This window comes from Pseudoxanthomonas sp. (assembly GCF_051953815.1).
GTDB lineage: Bacteria > Pseudomonadota > Gammaproteobacteria > Xanthomonadales > Xanthomonadaceae > Pseudoxanthomonas_A.
The window spans coordinates 132,732-152,608 of the sequence record NZ_JBQCIJ010000039.1 but is presented as its reverse complement, the minus strand read 5'-3'; the positions used below and the strand labels follow the sequence as shown (position 1 = coordinate 152,608).

Annotated in this window: 17 protein-coding genes; 7 read left to right on the top strand and 10 right to left on the bottom strand. The window is 69.8% G+C overall.

The window, feature by feature from the left end; all coding sequences use genetic code 11:
* Positions 1–13 precede the first annotated feature (13 nt).
* From ACTHN1_RS11995 to ACTHN1_RS11985, 3 genes are all read right to left on the bottom strand, one after another.
* The gene (locus ACTHN1_RS11995; protein WP_440471169.1) at positions 14–943 is read right to left on the bottom strand and encodes an ABC transporter ATP-binding protein; all 930 of its coding nucleotides are present in this window, start codon (positions 941–943) and stop codon (positions 14–16) included.
* A 54-nt stretch (positions 944–997) separates the two neighbouring features.
* Positions 998–1,411 carry a GntR family transcriptional regulator gene (locus tag ACTHN1_RS11990; protein WP_440471168.1) on the bottom strand — a complete coding sequence of 138 codons (414 nt, stop codon included), beginning with the start codon at positions 1,409–1,411 and terminating at the stop codon, positions 998–1,000.
* Between the two features lie 221 nt (positions 1,412–1,632).
* A complete protein-coding gene (locus ACTHN1_RS11985; protein ID WP_440471167.1) occupies positions 1,633–2,382 on the bottom strand; it encodes a GntR family transcriptional regulator in 750 nt (249 codons plus the stop codon).
* A gap of 136 nt (positions 2,383–2,518) precedes the next feature.
* Here ACTHN1_RS11985 and zwf point away from each other — a divergent pair, with 136 nt between their 5' ends.
* The 5 genes from zwf (at position 2,519) to ACTHN1_RS11960 (ending at position 11,225) form a co-directional block, all read left to right on the top strand.
* Positions 2,519–3,997 carry a glucose-6-phosphate dehydrogenase gene (gene zwf / locus ACTHN1_RS11980; RefSeq protein WP_440471166.1) on the top strand — a complete coding sequence of 493 codons (1,479 nt, stop codon included), beginning with the start codon at positions 2,519–2,521 and terminating at the stop codon, positions 3,995–3,997.
* Between the two features lie 4 nt (positions 3,998–4,001).
* A complete protein-coding gene (gene pgl, locus ACTHN1_RS11975; protein ID WP_440471165.1) occupies positions 4,002–4,721 on the top strand; it encodes a 6-phosphogluconolactonase in 720 nt (239 codons plus the stop codon).
* A gap of 162 nt (positions 4,722–4,883) precedes the next feature.
* Positions 4,884–5,402 carry a c-type cytochrome gene (locus tag ACTHN1_RS11970; RefSeq protein ID WP_440471164.1) on the top strand — a complete coding sequence of 173 codons (519 nt, stop codon included), beginning with the start codon at positions 4,884–4,886 and terminating at the stop codon, positions 5,400–5,402.
* Positions 5,403–5,591: 189 nt separating this feature from the next.
* Positions 5,592–7,325 (top strand): ExeM/NucH family extracellular endonuclease, encoded by a 1,734-nt coding sequence (locus tag ACTHN1_RS11965; RefSeq protein ID WP_440471163.1) that lies wholly within the window; start codon positions 5,592–5,594, stop codon positions 7,323–7,325.
* A gap of 177 nt (positions 7,326–7,502) precedes the next feature.
* Entirely contained in the window at positions 7,503–11,225 is a 3,723-nt protein-coding gene (locus ACTHN1_RS11960) for an indolepyruvate ferredoxin oxidoreductase family protein (protein WP_440471162.1), read from the top strand.
* A gap of 66 nt (positions 11,226–11,291) precedes the next feature.
* On the opposite strand, the gene ACTHN1_RS11955 is transcribed toward ACTHN1_RS11960, so the two are convergent.
* Entirely contained in the window at positions 11,292–12,113 is an 822-nt protein-coding gene (locus tag ACTHN1_RS11955) for a hypothetical protein (protein WP_440471161.1), read from the bottom strand.
* 387 nt (positions 12,114–12,500) lie between these two features.
* Between ACTHN1_RS11955 and ACTHN1_RS11950 the strand changes: the two genes are divergently transcribed.
* Positions 12,501–13,223, top strand: a complete 723-nt coding sequence (locus tag ACTHN1_RS11950) for an iron-containing redox enzyme family protein (RefSeq protein ID WP_440471160.1) — start codon at positions 12,501–12,503, stop codon at positions 13,221–13,223.
* Positions 13,220–13,639, top strand: coding sequence for a VOC family protein (locus ACTHN1_RS11945; protein ID WP_440471159.1), 420 nt, complete (start codon positions 13,220–13,222; stop codon positions 13,637–13,639). Before ACTHN1_RS11950 ends, ACTHN1_RS11945 begins: the two co-directional genes overlap by 4 nt.
* A 61-nt stretch (positions 13,640–13,700) precedes the next feature.
* On the opposite strand, the gene ACTHN1_RS11940 is transcribed toward ACTHN1_RS11945, so the two are convergent.
* Genes ACTHN1_RS11940 through ACTHN1_RS11915 form a run of 6 tightly spaced genes read right to left on the bottom strand, consistent with a single transcriptional unit; the run spans position 13,701 to position 19,823 of the window.
* Positions 13,701–14,714 carry a Rieske 2Fe-2S domain-containing protein gene (locus tag ACTHN1_RS11940; protein WP_440471158.1) on the bottom strand — a complete coding sequence of 338 codons (1,014 nt, stop codon included), beginning with the start codon at positions 14,712–14,714 and terminating at the stop codon, positions 13,701–13,703.
* Positions 14,711–15,826: a GNAT family N-acetyltransferase gene (locus ACTHN1_RS11935; RefSeq protein WP_440471157.1), complete on the bottom strand. Its 1,116-nt coding sequence runs from the start codon at positions 15,824–15,826 to the stop codon at positions 14,711–14,713. The genes ACTHN1_RS11940 and ACTHN1_RS11935 overlap by 4 nt, the downstream gene beginning before the upstream one ends.
* Entirely contained in the window at positions 15,823–16,986 is a 1,164-nt protein-coding gene (locus ACTHN1_RS11930; RefSeq protein ID WP_440471156.1) for an ATP-grasp domain-containing protein, read from the bottom strand. The genes ACTHN1_RS11935 and ACTHN1_RS11930 overlap by 4 nt, the downstream gene beginning before the upstream one ends.
* The gene (locus ACTHN1_RS11925) at positions 16,983–17,825 is read right to left on the bottom strand and encodes an MBL fold metallo-hydrolase (protein ID WP_440471155.1); all 843 of its coding nucleotides are present in this window, start codon (positions 17,823–17,825) and stop codon (positions 16,983–16,985) included. Before ACTHN1_RS11925 ends, ACTHN1_RS11930 begins: the two co-directional genes overlap by 4 nt.
* Entirely contained in the window at positions 17,812–18,810 is a 999-nt protein-coding gene (locus ACTHN1_RS11920; protein ID WP_440471154.1) for an NAD-dependent epimerase/dehydratase family protein, read from the bottom strand. The genes ACTHN1_RS11925 and ACTHN1_RS11920 overlap by 14 nt, the downstream gene beginning before the upstream one ends.
* The gene (locus ACTHN1_RS11915) at positions 18,807–19,823 is read right to left on the bottom strand and encodes a 3-oxoacyl-[acyl-carrier-protein] synthase III C-terminal domain-containing protein (RefSeq protein ID WP_440471153.1); all 1,017 of its coding nucleotides are present in this window, start codon (positions 19,821–19,823) and stop codon (positions 18,807–18,809) included. The genes ACTHN1_RS11920 and ACTHN1_RS11915 overlap by 4 nt, the downstream gene beginning before the upstream one ends.
* Positions 19,824–19,877 lie beyond the last annotated feature (54 nt).

The window sequence follows — 19,877 nt, the reverse complement described above, 5'->3', positions numbered from 1 at the left end:
CCTCTTCGTGCGCTCAATGCTGCCGTTGCGGTTGCGCGGGCGCGGCGTGGTTCTTGGTCAGGAAGCCGTTGACGGCGCGATCCAGGCTGACCGGCATGCTCTGGATCGATCGCGCTCCGCTGGCGCGCAGGAATTCGGCGAATTCCTCGTCCTGGTCCAGCACGAGGTAATGGTGCAGGCCGTCCAGCCGTTGCAGTTGCAGCAGGCCGGGCACGGTCGCCGGATCCGGCCCCTTGAACGGAATGTCCGCCACCCAGTGGGTGACCCGCGCGCAGAATTCCTCCGGCGCCGACATGTTCTTCAGCTGGCCGCGTTCCAGGATGATGAGGTTGTCGGCGATGCGCTCGATCTCCTCCATCTGGTGCGAGCAGTAGATGACGGTGCACTGCTCGGCCGCGTTGGAATACATCAGCGATTCCAGGAACGCGCGCTTGGCGACCACGTCCAGGCCCAGCGTGGGCTCGTCGAGCACCAGCAGCTCCGGTCCCTGCGCCAGCGCCAATGCCAGGTTCAGGCCGGCGCGCTCGCCGCGCGAAAGCTGGGCGATCTTCTGGTCCGGAAGCACGTTGTAGTGGCCGAGCACCTCGTCGTAGGCGTGCTGGTTCCAGCGCGCGTACTGGCGCCGCTGCATGGCGGTGACCGCCGCGACCTTCATCCAGCCCGGCAGGGTGTGCTCCTCGTTGACGAACCCGATGCGCGCGCGATCCTCGGGCCGCAGACGCTGGCTGTCGCGTCCGAGGATCCGGGCCTGGCCGACGGTCGGCGGCAGGAAACCCAGCAGGATCCGGAACAGGGTGGATTTGCCGGCGCCGTTGGCGCCGACGATGGCATGGATGCGCCCGCGCGGGATGCGCAGGTCCAGGTGATCCAGCGCCAGCTTGCGCCCGTAGCGTTTGCTCAGCGCGTCGGTCTCGATCACATAGTCGGAATCGGATGTGTTCATGGTCGTCCCAGGTTCGGGTGACGGAAGCGGAATAGGGCGACGCGCGCGGGCGCGTCAGGCGGATTTCTTCTTCGGCGCGATCACGCGCAGTTCCTCGTCCAGCCGCGCCAGCGCGCGGTCGGGGGGATAGTCGAGCGCGATCACTTCATGCACGAAGGCCTGCACGGCGTCGTCCATGCGCCGCTCACGCTCGGCGTCGCTGAAGCGCTGGCGTGGCGTGGCCACGAACAGGCCCAGTCCCTGCCGCGATTCCAGCCAGCCCTCGCTGGTCAGTTCGGCATAGGCCTTGGCGACGGTGTTGGGATTGATCATCAGTTGCTGGGCGAGCCCGCGCACGCTGGGCAGCTGCGCGCCGGGCGTGAGTTCGGCGGTGGCGATCTTCATCCGCACGCCGTCGACGATCTGCTTGCTGATCGGACGCGGATCGCCGGTGGCGATCTGGATCATCAGGGCCTGGGTACGCGCCATGGGACACCTCATTCAACTGTACTAGTACTCACAGTACAGTCGGCCCGCGAGCAGCGTCAAGGGGCCGAAGGTCATGCCCCGACGAAACACGGAATCGGCCGATGAAGGCCGTTTTTCAGGGGATGGCGCGAAGGGCTTCCGAGCCGGCGGCCCTGGTTTCGCGCGGAGGCGCGCCGAAAAAGGCGGGCTGTGCCGCCCGTGCGGCGCCTGCCCGGACGGGATTACTCGCTCTGCAGCTCGGCGACGAAGTCGTAGGCGTCGCCGCGATAGTAGGAGCGGGTGGATTCGACCACGCGCCCGTCTTCCAGGAACGCACGGCGTTCGACCAGCAGGCCGGGCGCGCCGACCGGCAGCTCCAGGTGGCGCGCGGCCTCTTCATCCAGCGCGACCGCGCGCAGGCGTTGCAGCGCGCGGCGCGGGCGGTTGCCGTGCGCGTCGAGCGCCTCGTACAGCGAGGTGGTGACGCTCTCCGGATCCGGCAGCAGCGACAGCGGCACCAGGGTGCGCTCGATCGCGATGGGCGAGCCGTCGACATGGCGCAGGCGGTACATGCGGACCACGCCGCTGCCCGGCGACAGGTTCAGCGCCATCGATTCTTCCGGGGTCACTTCGCCGACGCTGCGCTCCAGGAACTTCACCTGCGGATTGAGGCCGCGTTCGCGCAGATCGTCGGTGAAGCTGGTCAGGCGCGAGAACTGGCGCAGGATGCGTTCAGCGACGAAGGTGCCGGCGCCCTGCCGCTGCACCAGCAGGCCGGCCTCGATCAGTCCGGCCAGCGCCTTGCGGATCGTCACGCGGGACAGACCCAGCAGGTTGGCAAGATCACGCTCGCTGGGCAGGGCCTGGCCCGAGCGCAGCACGCCGGCGTCCATCAGGTTCTGCAGGGCACGGCGCAGGCGCAGATAAGCCACCGCGCGGGTGGACTCGCCGGTCTGCAGACGGTGGTATTCATCGGACAGGGCTTTTTGCATGGGCCAGAACATACCACTCACGTACCAATAAAGGCAATATCCGCCGACAAAGGGTTACATTGGCCTGATTCATTGGTCAGCGTGGTAGCCCGGTGGTATTGTTCCTCCCAACCTGACAAGCGAACGAGATGACGACGTGACCGCCAAGACCCTGCCCGTCGACCCCTTCGACCTGGTGATTTTCGGAGGCACCGGTGATCTGGCCCTGCGCAAGCTGCTGCCCGGCCTGCTGCGCCGCTACGCCGATGGCCAGATCCGCGAGGACAGCCGGATCATCGGCGTGGCCCGCGACAAGCAGAGCGATGCCGATTACCGCGCCAAGGTGGGCGAAGCCCTGCAGCGCGTGGCCGGCAACGACGAGGCGCTGAAGGCCAAGCTGCCGGCGTTCCTGGACAAGCTGGGCTACCACGCGCTGGACGCGACCAAGGACGAGGGCTGGGAGGAATTCGCCGCCGCGCTCAAGGCCCAGGGCGACCGCATCCGGGTGTTCTACCTGTCGACCAGCCCCAGCCTGTTCGTGAACCTGTGCGACCGCCTGCGCGCGCACGGCCTCAACGGCGGCCAGTCGCGGGTGGTCATCGAGAAACCGATCGGCCACGACCTGGCCAGCGCGGCGGTGATCAACGACGCGGTCGGCAGCGCGTTCGCGGAAAGCCAGATCTTCCGCATCGATCACTACCTGGGCAAGGAGACGGTGCAGAACCTGCTGGCGCTGCGCTTCGCCAACATCCTGTTCGAGCCGCTGTGGAACGCCAACCACATCGATCACGTGCAGATCACCGTGGCCGAGACGGTCGGCCTGGAAAAGCGCGCGACCTACTACGACACCTCCGGCGCGCTGCGCGACATGGTCCAGAACCACCTGCTGCAGCTGCTGTGCATGGTGGCGATGGAACCGCCGGCGGCGCTGGAAGCCGACGCGGTGCGCGACGAGAAGCTCAAGGTGTTGCGTTCGCTGCGCCCGATCACCGCCGACGAGATCGGCCACATGACCGTGCGCGGCCAGTACCGCGCCGGCGCGGTCAACGGCATGGCGGTCCCGGGTTACCTGGACGAACTGGGTCGCGAGGATTCGCGCACCGAGACCTTCGTGGCGCTGAAGGCGGAAGTGGACAACTGGCGCTGGGCCGGCGTGCCGTTCTACCTGCGCACCGGCAAGCGCCTGCCCGAGCGCGTCTCCGAGATCGTCATCGCGTTCAAGCAGATTCCGCATTCGATCTTCGAACACAGCGCCGGCCCGGTGATGGGCAACAAACTGGTCCTGCGCCTGCAGCCGGACGAGGGCGTGAAGCTGTGGCTGATGATCAAGGACCCGGGCCCGGGCGGCCTGCGCCTGCAGCACGTGCCGCTGGACATGAGCTTCGCCGAAGCCTTCGGCGTGCACCAGCCGGAAGCCTACGAGCGCCTGCTGATGGACGTGGTGCGCGGCAACCCGACCCTGTTCATGCGTCGCGACGAAGTCGAGGCGGCGTGGAAGTGGATCGACCCGATCCTCGCCAGCTGGGAGAACCAGCGCGAAGCGCCCAAGCCATACACCGCCGGTTCGTGGGGACCGAGCGCGGCGGTCGCGCTGGTCGAGCGCGATGGCCGGACCTGGCACGAGGACACGGTGTAAGCACGTGACGAATTCCCCCCTCTCCCCCGTCACGCCCGAACTGATCACCTTCGCCGACAGCGAGACGCTGGCCGCGGCGCTGGCCGCGGCCGTCGCCGCGGATCTGCGCGCCGGCATCGACGCCCGCGGCGGCGCGCTGCTGGCGCTGTCCGGCGGCACCACGCCCAGGCGCTTCCTGCAGCGCCTGTCGGAACAACCGCTGGACTGGGACAAGGTCACCGTCACCCTGGTCGACGAACGCTGGGTGGCGCCGGACAACGATCGCTCCAACGCGCGCCTGCTGGCCGAACACCTGCTGCGCGGCGCGGCCGCGGCGGCGCATTTCCTGCCGTTGTTCCGCGACACGCCCGAACCGGAAGACGCCCTGGCCGAACTGGAACGGCGTTTCGCCAGCCTGCCGGCGGCGTTCGACGCGGTCGTGCTGGGCATGGGCACCGACGGCCATACCGCCTCGTTCTTCCCCGGCGGCGATCACCTGGCCGCGGCGCTGGATCCGGCCACGCGCGCGCGCCTGCTGCCGATGCGCGCCCCCGGCGCCGGCGAGGCCCGCATCACCCTGACCCTGCCGGTGCTGCTGGCCGCGCGCCACCTGTACCTGCATATCGAAGGCGCGGCGAAACGGGACGTGCTGGACGCGGCCCTGGCCGCCCCCGACGCGCAGGCGCCGATCGCCGCGGTCGTGCGCCAGGCCCCGGCGCCGGTGCGGACCTACTGGTGCCCCTGACTCCCGCCGGTTGAGGCAAGACCGGCCACCCTGCTTATAATGGGCGCCTTGCCTCGGGCGCCCGCGCCCGGCATCTGTCCGCGAATCCGTCCGTGACGGCGTCCGGCTCCCCCGTTTTTCGTAGCCAAGCACGGTGTCCGGCCGTGCTGCCAAAGGTGGAAAGTGCGTAATTACGACCTCGAATTCCTGAAGCATTTCTCGATGGTGATCGGCTTCCTGGTGGTGGTCACCCTCGGCCTGATCATCGGTGCGCATTTCCTGCACTCCTCGATCCCGGCGGAAGTGAACCCGCAGGCCGCCAAGCGCACCGAGGGCCGCATCGCGCCGTCGGGCGCGGTGTACGCCGGCGCCACCGGTGCCGCGGCCCAGGCCGCCGCGCAGGCTGCCGCCGCCGCCGCCGCCGCTTCCCAGGTCGCCTATGGCGGCACCACCGACGGCCAGGTCATCTTCGACAACCTGTGCGGCGCCTGCCACAAGAACGGCACCGGCAAAGCGCCGATGCTGACCGCCGCCGGCATGGGCGCGCGCGCGGCCAAGGGCAAGGACACCCTGTACAAGCACGCCATCGAGGGCTTCACCGGTCCGGACGGCGGCATCATGCCTCCGAAGGGCGGCAACCCGGCCCTGACCGAAGAGCAGATCCACGCCACGGTCGACTGGATGCTGGCCAACGTGAAGTAAGCCTCCGGCTTGCCCGCATCGCCGAAAACGCCGCCTCCGGGCGGCGTTTTTCGTTGGAACGCATCCGGACGACGACACGGCCCGCGGTGGGCTTGTCGAGGCGTGACCGCCGCGGATTCGTCGTCCGCCCCTCACCCGTCATTCCCGCTGGCTATCATGTCCGGCTCCCCGTTCCGCCAGGCATCCGCCATGCGCCTCCGCCGCACCCTGCTCGCCTCCGCCCTGCTGACCTGCGCCGCGCTGGCCTCCGCGCAGGATTCCCCGGTCATCGCCATCGGCCAGGTGCAGGGCACCGGCGCGGCCAGTCCGCGGGTGGGCCAGACGGTCACGGTCGAAGGCGTGGTCACCGCCGATTTCCGCCAGGGCCTGGGCGGCTTCTTCCTGCAGGATGCCGGCGACGGCGATCCGGCGACCTCGGACGCGCTGTTCGTGCCGCTGGCCTTCGACGCCAGCGCCGACGACGGCGCGGTCCCCAAAGTCGGCCAACGCTACCGGGTCCGCGGCGAGGTCACCGAGCTGGAACTTGGCAGGCAGGGCAGCCGGCTGACCGCGATCATCCCGGCCGACATCGAACGCCTCCCGGCGGCGACCGCACCGGCGCCCGCCCCGGTTGTGCTGGCCGCCGTGCCCGCGGACTGGGAAGCGCTGGAAGGCATGCGCGTGCGCATCGCCGCGCCGCTCACCGTCAGCGGCACCGATCAGGTCGAGCGGTTCGGCGAACTCACCACCGCGTTCGAGGGCCGGCTCTGGCAACCCAGCGAAGTGGCCGCGCCCGGCAGCGAGGCGTTCCAGCGGGTGCTGGAGGACAACGCGCGCCACCGGCTGACCCTGGACGACGGCAGCGGCGAACGCGATCCGAAGGCGATCGCCTGGCTGGGTGGGCAGCCCCTGCCCCGCGTGGGCACGACCCTGAAGGAGGTGGAAGGCATCGTCGACGAACGCCATGGCGGCTATCGCCTGCAGCTGACCCGCCCGCTCGCGCTGCCCGCGCCGGCCTATCCGCTCGCGCCGCGCGTGCCGGGCACGCTGAAGATCGCGGCGTTCAACCTGGAAAACCTGTTCAACGGCGATGGCCATGGCGGCGGTTTCCCCACCCCGCGCGGCGCCAAGTCGCCCGCGCAGTTGCAGGCGCAGCTGGCCAAGCTGGTCGCCACCGTGCGCGCGCTCGACGCCGACGTGGCCGCGCTGATGGAACTGGAAAACGATGGCTACGGGCCCGAATCCAGCCTGGCCCAGTTCGTGGCCGCGCTGAACGCGCGGGGCGGCGACTGGCGTTTCATCGACGCCGGCCAGGGCCCGGGACCGGACACCATCCGGGTCGGCCTGATCTACCGCGCCTCGCGGGTGACGCCGGTCGGCAAGCCGGCGACGCTGGCAGGCGGACCGTTCGGCGATCGCAGCCGGGTCCCGCTGGCGCAGGCCTTCCGCCGCGGCCAGGGCCCGGCGTTCGTGGTGGTCGCCAATCACTTCAAGTCCAAGGGCTGTTCGGAAGCCACCGGCGCCGATCAGGACCAGGGCGACACCCAGGGTTGCTGGAACGCGTTGCGGCTGGATTCGGCGCGGCGCCTGGACGCGTGGCTGAAGCAGGACCCGACCGGCCAGGGCAGCGCGATGAAGGTGATCCTGGGCGACTTCAACGCCTACGCGATGGAGGATCCGGTGCGCTGGCTGCGCGATGCCGGCTGGCGCGACGCCTTCGCCGTGGCCAAGGTGAAGCAGCCCTACAGCTACGTCTACAACGGCCTGACCGGCCGCCTGGACCACGCCCTGCTCAGCCCCGCGCTGGCCGGCCGCCTGCGCGGCGCGGCCGAATGGCATCTCAACGCCGATTCGGCCGACAACGCCGGTTATCCGCACGGCGACCCCGGCCAGCCCTGGCGCAGCTCGGATCACGATCCGCTGCTGCTGGGGTTTGATCTGTAAACGGTTCATCCGCAGGGTTCATGCCCTGAAAGCGCCCGGCCCGCGCCTTCCTTGACGGCGAAAGCGCGCGGGAGGATTCGCGCCTGGACCGGGCCGCCGGGACCCCGCTGCTACAATTCGCGCCTTTCGCGTCCGGCCTCCTGGCCGGATCACGCCAGCCGCAGCCCGGGCCAGCCCATGACCAGCACCGCCGAACTGACCTCGCCGTCATCCGCCAACACCCCGCAGATCGGCGTGCTGGACAACGACTACACGCTCGAACACAAGTACACCCGCACCGACGGCCGCATCTACCTGAGCGGCGTGCAGGCGCTGGTCCGGCTGCCGTTGATGCAGCGCCTGCGCGATCAGGCCGCCGGCCTGAACACCGCCGGCTTCATCAGCGGCTATCGCGGCTCGCCGCTGGGCGGCTTCGACCTGGAACTGTGGCGCGCGCGCAAGCACCTGGAAGCGGCGGCGGTGAAGTTCACCCCCGGCCTCAACGAGGATCTCGGCGCGACCATGGTCTGGGGCACCCAGCAGACCAACCTGTTCCCCGGCGCCAAGGTCGAGGGCGTGTACTCGATGTGGTACGGCAAGGGTCCGGGCGTGGATCGCTGCGGCGACGTGTTCAAGCACGGCAACGCCGCCGGCACTTCGAAGCACGGCGGCGTGCTGGCGCTGGCCGCCGACGACCACGCCTGCCGCAGCTCGACCCTGCCGCACGGCTCGGAAGACGAATTCGTCAGCGCGATGATGCCGATCCTCAATCCGGCCGGCGTGCAGGACATCCTCGACATGGGCCTGGTCGGCTGGGCGATGAGCCGTTACACCGGCCGCTGGGTCGGCTTCAAGACGATCGCCGAAACGGTGGAATCCTCGGCCTCGGTGGAAGTGAATCCGTTCGCGCGCACGATCCTGCTGCCGGAGGATTTCGACATGCCCGCCGGCGGCCTCAATATCCGCTGGCCGGATCCGCCGCTGGACCAGGAAATGCGCCTGCACCGCTACGCGGTCAAGGCCGCGCAGGCGTTCGCCCGCGCCAACCGCATCGATCGCATCGTGCTGGATTCGCCGCGCGCGCGGCTGGGCATCGTCACCACCGGCAAGAGCTACCTGGACGTGCTGCAGGCGCTGGAATACCTCGGCCTGGACGAGCGCGCCTGCGCCGACATCGGCATCCGCGTGTACAAGGTCGGCATGACCTGGCCGCTGGAGCCGATCGGCATCGCCGACTTCGCGCGCGGGCTGGAAGACATCGTGGTGGTGGAGGAGAAGCGCGCCTTCATCGAGCGGCAGATGAAGGAATACTTCTACAACTGGCCGGCCAGCGCGGGCCAGCGCCCGTCCATCGTCGGCAAGTACGACGAGGCCGGCGAATGGATCCTGCCGTCCACCGGCGAACTCACCCCGGCCACCATCGCCGGCGTGATCGGCCGCCGCATCCAGCGCCTGCTTCAATCCAGCTCGATCAGCAATGAATCCATCGAACAGCGCCTGCGCTGGATGGAGGAGAAGGAAGCCGAGCTCGCGCTGCCGCGCGCCAGCTTCCCGCGCGTGCCGCACTATTGCAGCGGCTGCCCGCACAACACCTCCACGGTGGTGCCGGAAGGCTCGCGCGCGCTCGGCGGCATCGGCTGCCACTACATGGTGACATGGATGGATCGCGACACCGACACCTTCACCCACATGGGCGGCGAAGGCGTCACCTGGTCCGGGCAGGCGCCGTTCACCGAAACCGAGCACGTGTTCCAGAACCTCGGCGACGGCACCTTCTTCCATTCCGGATCGCTGGCGGTGCGGCAGTCGGTCGCCACCGGCGTCAACATCACCTACAAGATCCTCTACAACGACGCGGTCGCGATGACCGGCGGCCAGCCGGTGGACGGCACCCTGAGCGTGCCGCAGATCGCCCACATGATGCGTGCCGAGGGCGTGGACACGATCGTCGTGGTCAGCGACGACGTGCGCAAATGGAGCCGCCGCGAACTGTTCCCGACCGGCGTGGAATTCCACGATCGCAAGCAGCTGGAAGACGTGCAGAAGCAGCTGCGCAAGGTGAAGGGCGTTTCCATCCTCATCTACGACCAGGTCTGCGCGACCGAGAAGCGCCGTCGCCGCAAGCGCGGCAAGCTGCCGGATCCGGCCAAGCGCACGATGGTCAACACGCTGGTCTGCGAAGGCTGCGGCGACTGCGGCGTGAAGAGCTTCTGCGTGTCGGTGCTGCCGAAGGAAACCGAGTTCGGGCGCAAGCGCGAGATCGATCAGTCCAACTGCAACAAGGACTTCTCCTGCGTCAACGGCTTCTGCCCCAGCTTCGTCACCGTCCATGGCGGCAATCCGCGCAAGGGCAAGAAAGCCAGCGCGGCCGAGAAGCTGGACAACCTGCCGGCGCCGACCTTCAAGTCGGATCTGGCCCAGCCCTGGAACATCCTGATCACCGGCGTCGGCGGCACCGGCGTGGTGACCATCGGCGCGCTGCTGGGCATGGCCGGCCACCTGGAAGGCAAGGGCGCCAGCGTGCTGGATCAGACCGGCCTGGCCCAGAAGGGCGGCGCGGTCACCACCCACATCCGCATCGCCCGCTCCCCGGAGGACATCCACGCCGTGCGCATCGCCGCCGGCGAGGCCGACCTGGTGCTGGGTTGCGACATGGTGGTGGTGAACGACTACTGGGCGCTGTCCAAGGTGCGCGGCGAGCGCTCGCACGTGGTGCTCAACACCTACGAGGCGATGCCCGGCACCTTCACCACCCATCCGGACATGCAGTTCCCGGCCACCGACATCATCGCCGGCGTGAAAGTCGCGCTGGGCGGCCGCGATCCGATGCTGGTCGACGCCACCCAGCTGGCCACCGCGCTGATGGGCGACGCCATCGCCGCCAACCTGTTCATGCTCGGCTACGCCTGGCAGCAGGGCCTGGTGCCGATCTCGTTCGATGCCATCATGCGCGCGGTCGAACTCAACGGCGCGGCGATCGAGATGAACCGGCGCGCGTTCGCCTGGGGCCGCCTGGCCGTGGTCGATCCGCAGGCGGTGCAGGAAGCCGCCGGCCTCATCCGCAACACCCAGACCGAATCCGAGCGCACGCCGCGCAATCTGCAGATCCTGCCGCCGGGCGAGTGGGAAAGCACCGAATGGGGCGCCAACGCCGCGCCGCGCAATCCGGGCAACGAGAGCGAACTGCGCGGCCTGCCGGAAGGCGGCGCGGCCGGCGGCGAAGTGGCGTTCCTGCCGCTGGACGACCTGCGCCTGTCGCGCTCGCTGGACGAATTGATCGCCCGTCGCGTGGCCTTCCTCACCGACTACCAGGATGCCGCCTACGCCAGCCGCTACCGCGATCTGGTCACCCGCGTGCGCGCCGCCGAGAACGTCAAGGCGCCGGGTTCCACCGCGCTGACCGAAGCGGTCGCCCGCTATTTCTTCAAGCTGATGGCCTACAAGGACGAGTACGAGGTCGCGCGCCTGTACACCAGCGGCGAGTTCCAGCGCCGCCTGCAGCAGCAGTTCGACGGCGACTACGAGGTGCATTTCCACCTGGCGCCGCCGCTGTTCGCCAAGAAGGATGCGCAGGGCCGCTTGATCAAGAAGGAATACGGCCCGTGGGTGTTCAAGGCCTTCGGCCTGCTGGCCAGATTGCGTTTCCTGCGCGGCGGCGCCTTCGACGTGTTCGGCCGCACCGCCGAGCGCAGGGGCGAGCGCCAGCTGATCAGCGACTACGAGCGCACTCTGGATCAGCTGCTGGGCGCGCTGGACGCCGAACGGCTGGGGCTGGCGGTGGACATCGCCAGCATTCCCGAACACATCCGCGGCTACGGCCACGTCAAGGAACGCCACCTGCACGAAGCCAAGGCACGCGAAGCCGAACTGCTCGCGCAGTGGAACAACCCCAAGGCCCTGCACATCGTCCAGGTCGCCTGACCGGCGCATCGCCGGGAAGAAAAACCCCGCCGGCCGGCGGGGTTTTTTCTTTTCGCCGCCGGCGCGCTATCGCCGCCGCACCGACCCCAGCGCGGCGCGCAACGGCGGCTTCAGCGGCAGCGCCAGCTTGCGGTAGAAGAACGACAGCATCCGGCGCGAACGCGGCACGCGCCAGGCCAGCCCTTCCTCGATGGTGTAGACACACGGTGCGCACGCGCCGCAGGGTTTGCCGTTGACGGGACGATGGCAGAACCAGGTCATGTCCATGATCCGTTCCCAGCCCGCCTCGCGCGCTTCGCGCCCCATCGCCCGCTTGTCGATCTGGAACAGCGGAAAGCCGAAGTGCTGGAACAGCACGCGTTCGGCGCCGGCCGCGCGGCGGGGATCCAGCCGGTGGCTGTGGTAGCCGCCGCCCGTGTCGAACGCCTGCACGGAATCCGCAAGCAGGGCCTGCACCTTGTCGTCCACGTGCACGCTCAGTTCGATGCCCGACAGGCCGTGCTGCCGGCAGAACAGCGCCAGCCATTCGTACTGGCTGCCGATGTAGGCGCGCGAGCGGATCTCGCGCAGGGCGTCGCCGACCTCCGCATCCCGCGCCAGATCGGCGACCCGGAACACCCGCAGCGGACGCAGCAGCGCGCGCGTCTCCGGACGCCACGCGTGCAGCGCCTCGGTGATGCGCTGGAGGCTGTGGCGTTCGGTCGCCGTCGACGCGCGCGTCGAATCCTCCAGGTAGTACGGCGTGACCGGCACGCGATACCTGAGCAGCAGGCGCAGCAGCTGGAAGGTGGAATCCCAGCCACTGGTCCACAGCAGCGGGACACCACAGGCGGCGATGTCGGCGGCGGTGCGGGTGACGGGGAAGCCCCGCGGGTCGGGTTCATGCATGTGCGGATGGACCTGCGTGCCGGAATCTGCGGCGGGATGAAACCGCGTCCGCGCCACCGGCGCGACATGCGGCAAGGCGCCGATGCTAGCGCGCGTCCGAGCGAGCGGCGTGCAATTCTCTTCACCCTCTCGAATGAACAGGCCATGCGGATGCATGCTTCATCCCGGCCTCATGTTTGTCAGCTCCCGCAGCCACGCGATCCACATCCATGAACGCGCATCCGTCGCCTGATGGCACGCAAGCGTGACGCCGCGCGTGAATTCCATGCCGCGCGTTTTTTGCCTCGCGTGCACGTTCTGCTCACGCCGCCGATACCCATCATCCGCCCACCGGGGTCAACGGCGACGCATCGTTGGCTTCGTCCTTCCTCCCCCCAGGAACGATTCATGCAAGCCCAAGCGATGACCCGCGAACAATTCTGGCAGTTCGCCGACAAAGCCAAGGAAGCCACCGAAGCACTGGCCGCCCAGCGCATGCAGGTACTCGAACACCTCTCGCCCGACGCGCTGCGCCAGGTCTGCATCCAGTACCGTTTCTTCACCATCGACTACATCAGCGATCTCGCCCTGCTGGTCGCGCGCCTGCCGTTTGGCGGCCTGCGCAGCCTGCTCGGCCAGATCCTGGCCGAAGAGCTGGGCGAAGGCGATCCGGCGCGCGCGCACCCCACCGTGTACGACCGCTTCCTCGCCACCATCGGTGTATCGCCGGAAGAACTCGAACAGCCGCTGACCGCCAACGAGCGCATCCTCAAGGGCCTGACCCGCGACATGGCCAACCATCCGATCGCCTTCGGCGTCGGCCTGCGCGGCATGGGCGGCGAATGCCTGTGCCAGACCTACCTGTCGGTGATGTTCGAACACATGCGCCGCAATCCCTACCTGGTCGCCAACGCCGACCGGATCGACTGGGAGTTCTGGACCATCCACACCGGCGAGGAGGACATCATCCACGGCGAGCTGACCCGCGCGGCGATCGATGAATACCTGCGCCATGATCCGGGCGTGCTGCCCGAACTGGCGCGCGGCTACGAACGCAGCATTTCCGCCTGGAACCTGTTCTGGCAGAACATCCTGGATGCCTGCACGCCACAGCTGGAAGCCGCGTCATGAGCCGGATCACCCAGTTCCACCTCGCCTTCCCGGTCCGCGACCTGGACGAGGCGCGCCACTTCTACGGCGACGTCATCGGCTGCCCGCAGGGACGCAGCGATGCGTCCTACCAGGACTTCGACTTCTTCGGCCATCACCTGGTCGCGCACATCGGCGGCGACGGCCAGCCGCTGCACAACGGCCGCTTCGACGGCGAGGCGGTGCCGGTGCCGCATTTCGGCATGAACCTGGATCGCCAGTCCTGGGAAACCCTGGCGCGGCGCCTGAAGGACGCGCAGGTCGACTTCCACGAGGAGCCGCACCTGCGCCTGAAGGGCAAGCCCGGCCAGCACGTCACCATGTTCCTGTTCGACCCCTCCGGCAACGCGCTGGAGTTCAAGTCCTTCGACGATCCCGGGCAGACCTTCATTCCCTGAATCCGGCCGGCTTCGCGGGAGCGACGCGGGTCGCCAGGAGAGCCACCGGAAAAGCCCGGCGTCAGATCCGCAGTTCCACCACGCGCTCTTCCGGGGATTCGGGCAATCCCCCGCCGGCCCAGAACCGCTCCAGCGTGCCACGCACCAGATCCAGCTGGGTGGACGCGCCCCGGCGATCCCCGAAGCGGCGCCGGTTGTCGCGTTGCAGGCGCAGCATTCGCGCGTCCTGATCGTTCACCCGCTTCAGCAGCGGCCACACCAGCAGGCGCACCAGCCACGCCGGCGCGCGTCGTCCTTCCACGTGCAGGGCCGCGAACACCTCGGTTTCCTCCGCCGAGCGCGGGGTGAAGTGCAGATCGATCAGCACCCGGCTGCCATTCGCATATACATATTCCAGCCGCGTGCTGCCGGGCGCGGCATAGTGCGCGCGCTCGGCCACGCGACGCGATTCGAACAGCCGGTACAGCAGCCCGGACTGCGCGCCGCCGCCCAGGTAGTCGACGCTGAATCCCTGCGCCGTCGTCCGCATGCGCGCGGTCACCGGCGCGCGCGCGTCCGCCTTGCGCACCAGTCCGGCATGCACGAAATGGGTGTGCATCGGATCCAGGAAGTTCTCCATCGCGTCGACCACGCCGGCCGGCCAGCGGGTCTGCCACTGGAAGCGGCGCGTCGACGGATCCGCCTCCCGTACCAGCGCGTTCGGCGCCGCTTCGCCGGCGTGGCCGGGACGGACCCACACGAAGCCATCGAGCTCGCAGGCCAAGAACGCACGCGCGCAGACCTCCGGCGGCGCTACCGATGCCGGCAGGCCCGGCACCTCGCGCAGACGGCCGTCGGCATCGAAGGACCAGCCGTGATACGGACAGACGATGCGATCGCCGACGACCCGGCCGGCCGACAGCGGCGCATGCCGGTGCGGGCAGCGATCCTCCAGCGCGACCCAGCGCCCGTCCGCCACCCGCGCCAATGCCAGGTGCGTGCCCAGCAGCGATACCGCGTGCGGTCCACGGCCGATCGCGGCGGCGCGGGCGACCGCGTACCAGTGGCCGTACAGGGCGGAAGGCCAGGCGTTCACAGGCGATACCTCCGCAGCAGCGGCACGCCGATCCGGCGCGTGGCCTGCGACAGCAGGCCGATGGCCGCGCGGCGCGGACGCGGCAGGTGCGCGGCCATCACCGCGCTGTATTCGATGGCGGGAACGCCGCCCCGGAAACGCTTGAACCCGCTGGCGCCCGCGCTGAAGTTCAATCGCCAGCCCTGCTCGCGGCAGGCGCGATAGGCGCAGGCGGTCGCCAGCCGGTAAAGCCCCAGCCGGGGCGGCAGCGCGGTGTCGTAGCCGACGATCGGCGCGGTCGCGGTGCGGCCATGGCGGAACAGGCCGAGCACGGTCAGCAGGCGTCCGTCCTCGCCGCGGAAGCCCTCGAATTCCAGCAGTCCGGCCGCATGCCAGGCGCGCAGGAACCCGGCCGTGTACGCCGGGCTGAAGCGCGAGTACTTGCCGATGTAGAGCAGCGTGTACAACTCGGCGATGCGCGCGTAATCGGCGTCGGTGATATCGGCATCGGCGCAGGGAGTCAATGCGGTACGCAGCAGTCCCTTCAGATCCCGGCGCAGATCGCGATGACGCGCCGCCGCCGCGTCCAGATCCTCGTACAGGTAGATCTGCCGGCTCGCCACCAGCCGGCAGCCGGCCCGCTCCAGCGCCGCCAGCCAGCCGTCGTCGTCGACCTCGTTGAGCGAGCGCAGCCAGATCGCGTGATCCGGCCACCGGTCCATGGATTCCCGCAACAACGCGGGCACGTCGACCGCGCCGACCACCGGATACAGATTGGTCGACAGCAACCAGTTGTTCACGCTGACCGCGCGATCCAGGCCGGCCCGCGCCATCAACGCCCCGGTCGTCGCCAGCACCGGACGCAGCGCGCGCGTGGCCCATCGCGGCAGATAGCGTTCGCTTTCCTCGCCCGCGCAGTCGACGTAGGTGGTGCGCGGCGAGCAGACCCAGGCGTTGCCGGGTTCGGCATCGTGCACCGTCACCGGCAATGGGCCGGCGCCGGTCTCCAGGGTGTCGATGCGCGCCGAGAGATTGCGCACGAACCGGTCCACGGGCACGCCGGCATGCAGCGCGGCGAAGGTCCGCGCGCGCTCGGCGAAGCGGTCGCACTGAAGGTCGCGCCGCGCGCTCATCGCTCCGCCGCTCCCAATGGTTCGCCGTCCCATTCGATGTCGCGGGTTGCGGCTTCGCGCAGGTTGCATCCCTGGCGCAGCGCCAGGCGCGCGTACGATCCCAGATCGGCCAGCGAGCCCGGCGCCGGCGCGCGATCACCGGGCAGCGCGATGACGTCGCGGGCGCGATGCCAGTCGCGGCGCCAACTCGCCAGGCGTCCCTGCCGCAGCGCCGTCCACCAGCCCGCCGTGCGCATCAACGCCGCGATCATCCGCGCGCTGTCCGGCGCCGGTTCGCGCAACGCGCCTTCGCCGCGCAGGGCCGCCGGCAGATCCTCGGTGAAGGAAAACAGATGCAGGCCGCTGGTCGCGCGCGGATTGCATTCCAGCACCCGGTAGCGGCCGTCCCCGCCCAGGATCCAGTCGAACGAAATCTGGCCGCTGTAGCCGATTCCGCGCACCAGCGCCGCCACCGCGTCGCGCAGGCGCGGATGCGCCTCGCCCGCGAAGTAGTAGCTGGAACTGCGGTGCAGCCGCCAGCCCGGATGGTAGACCGCGTGCGCCAGGAGCTCACCGCGATGGGCGATGCCGTAGGAGCACAGCTCGCGGCCCGACAGATGCGCCTGCGCCACCCAGGCGCCGCGCACCGGCAATGGCGGCGCGTCGTCGGGCAGGCCTTGGGGATGCAGGCGGACATGCACGCCGAAGCGGGAGAATTCCGGCTTCAGCACCACGCCGCGTCCGCCCGCCCACGCGCGCGCCTCGTCCAGCGATCGCACCCGCGCGCTGTCGGGAACGTCCATTCCATGGCGACGGGCGAGTTCGATGAAATCCCACTTGCTGTGCAGCGCGCGCAGCTTGTCGAAGTCATCGACCGCCACCTGCAGTTCCTTCGGCAAGCGTCCCCGCGCGTGCGACAGATGGAAGGCTTCCTCGCAGGTGGGCAGCAGCAGGTCGATGCGATGGCGCGAGACGATCGCGTCGAGGTCGGCGGCGAAGCCGGCCGCATCCTGGCGCGGGGAGCGCAGCGCGTGGGCGGCGGCCACCGCGCGCGACCAGCCCGACAACCGGCAGGGGATGCTGTCGGCCACATGCACGCGCCAGCCCAGCCGGGCGAACCGCCGCGCATGATCCAGCGCGACCGGCGCGCGTCCGCCGAGGATCAGCACGCCGGGGTTCACGTGGACGCCTCCGTCCGCGCGGGCCGCCATTCGCGGCAATGCGACGGAACGATGCGCAGCCCGGGTTCGGCGGCATGCAGCGCGTGCAGGCGCGCCAGCGTCCGCCGATAGATCGGCGTGTCGCCCAGCCAATCGGTGACCACGCCCGGCGGCGGCACGTTGTCGCGGATCGCCTGGGTCGACCACGCCGCGTCGCCGACCAGGAACACCGGTCCGCGCGCATCCTCGAACCACAGCCCGTAATGCCCGGCGGCATGTCCCGGCAGGGCGATCAGGCGCACGCTGCCATCACCGAACAGATCATGGGCATCGCCGAACGCCGACAGCGAACCCGACAGCGCGCGCGCCGGACTGTCCTCGAACCAGTGCAGCGTCGCCGCGTCGCGCGCGCCGAGCAGGGCCGGCACCAGTCCCACCCGCAGCGCGCCCAGGCGCGAACGCGCGTGCAGGTCGCGCCAGGCCTCGCGCGACATCGCCACCCGCGCGCGCGGAAAGTCCGCCAGTCCGCCGATGTGATCGGCATGCAGGTGCGAGAGCAGGATCCAGCCGATCCCGCCCGCCTCGATGCCGTCGCTTCGCAATTGCTCGCGCAGGGTCTGCCGCGGTTGCAGGCGCACCGGCGTGACCCAGCGGTACAGGCGCTCGGGAAACGCCCGGGTGGCGGCCATGAAGTGTTCCGAGTAGCCGGTGTCGAACAGGATCCAGCCGTGCGCGGGATGCCTCAGCAGGGCCACCAGCGCCGGGAATTCGCATGCCCGCAGCGGCCCGCCCCGGCGCGTGGCCCGCTCCGGATGCGTGCAGTGTCCGGCTTCGTAGAGGCGCCACTCAAGCGTGGTCATGGCTGCTCCAGGTGCTGGCGAACCCTTCCAGGCCGGCGTCGACGCCCGGAGTCGGTCGATAGCCGAGTTCCCGGCGGGCGCGGGTGATGTCCAGCGTCTGCGCGTAGCCGATGACGCCCAGGCCATAGCGGGTCAGTTTGGGCTCCGGTTGTCCCGCGCGCCGCAACGCCGCCTGTTCGGCGAGCCAGGCCGCCGCCAGCGCGGGGCCGCGCGGCACGGGTATCCATCGGACCCGCCGCCGCATGCGCGCGAACAGCGCCGACAGCAGATCCTTCACCCGCAACGGCTCGCCGTTGGTCACGTTGTACGCCTGTCCGGACCCCGGCCATCCATGATCGACGCAGTCGGCGATCAGCCGGCTGAGGTTGTCGACATCGGTCACGTCGATCAGCGCGTCACCGCCGGCGATCAGCGGAAACCAGCCGCGCTCGGCCACCGCCAGCAGGCGCGGCAGGATCGCGCGATCGCCTTCCCCGAACACCGCGCGCGGACGCAGGATGAGGGTCTGAAGATCGTCGCCGGCGCCGCGCACGCAGTCTTCGGATTCCCATTTGCTGCGTGCGTATCCGGTGATCCAGCGCCGGGGCGGCGTGAAGGCTTCGCCGACGTCGTACTGATCGCGGAAACGGAAGTAGATGCTGGGCGAGCCGAGATGGAGGAAGCGGCGCGCGCCGGCCCGCCGCGCGGCGTTGAGCAGCCGCCGGGTCGCCAGCACGTTGGCGCGCTGGAAGGCCGCGTCCGGTCCCCACGGCGCCGACAGCGCCGCGCAATGGACCACGGTGTCGCAGCCGGCCAGCAGCGGTTCGAGCGGATCGGCGGCCAGATCCAGCGCCAGCATCCGCCTCGCCGTACCCCGGTTTGCCGCGAGCCGCGCCACGTCGCGTCCGTTCGCGATCACCTCGTGCCCCCGCATCGCGAGCGCGCGGACGACATGGCGGCCGATGAAGCCGCTGGCGCCGGTCACCAGGACCCGATGCGTGCTCACAGCCGCAACACCGCACCTGCGAAGGACAGGCCGGCGCCGGAGCCGACCATCGCGAAGCGATCGCCCGGGCGAAGGTCTCCGCGATCGATCGCGTGATGCAGCGCCAGCGGAATGGAGGCCGCCATCTGGTTGCCGTGATCGGCGAGGATCCGCACCAGCGCGCCGGGCGGCAGCCGCAGCGCGACCTCCAGGTGATCCAGCGCCTTGGCGCTGGCCTGGTGCGGCACCAGCTTGCGCAGTTCCTCCACCGGAACGCCCGCGCGCGCGAACAGTCGCCGCATGAAATCCGGAAGGCGCTGTGCCGCCAAACGGTAGGTGGCCTTGCCGGACATCTCGAACTTCGATGCCTCCGCGTACGCTTCCACGCCGTCCTCCAGGCGCACCCGGGTGCCGCCCGCGCGCACCTGGCAGAACGCGGCGCCGTCGCTGTGGGTTTCCATGTGCGTGGCCAGCAGGCAGGCGTCGGTGGCGGCGCGGCCGCCTTCCAGCACCACCGCGGCGGCGCCGTCGCCGAACAGCGCGGCGGTGTCGGTGTCATCCCAGTCCAGGCCGGCGGAAGCCACCTCGCCCGCCACCAGCAGCACGCGCCGGAAGCGCCCGGTCGCGAACGCGCCCGCGACCAGATCCAGCGCGACCAGGAAACCCAGGCAGGTCGCGTTGACGTCGAACGCCGGAATCGCGCTCGCCGACAATCCCAGTTGGCGTTGCACCAGGGCGGCGGTGCACGGGATCGCCTGCTCGGGCACGCTGCCCACGCTGATGATCGCGTCCACGCCGTCGGCCTTCAGGCCGGCGCGGCGCAATGCTTCGTTGGCGGCGCGCGCGGCCATGAACGAGGCGGTTTCCTCGATGCCCGCGTAGTAACGGCAGTCGATGCCGACGTGGCGGCGGGTCCAGCCGGCCGGCTTGCCCCAGCGTCGGTCGAAATCCTCCGACGGCACGCACCGCGACGGCACGTATTCCCCCGTTCCCAGGATGCGAAGCGGGATGGCGGTCGGGGTGTCCTGATCCATGGCGCGGGGTGGTTCTGTTTCGGGGTTGCCAGCCTGCGCGAGGGCGGGCCGGAC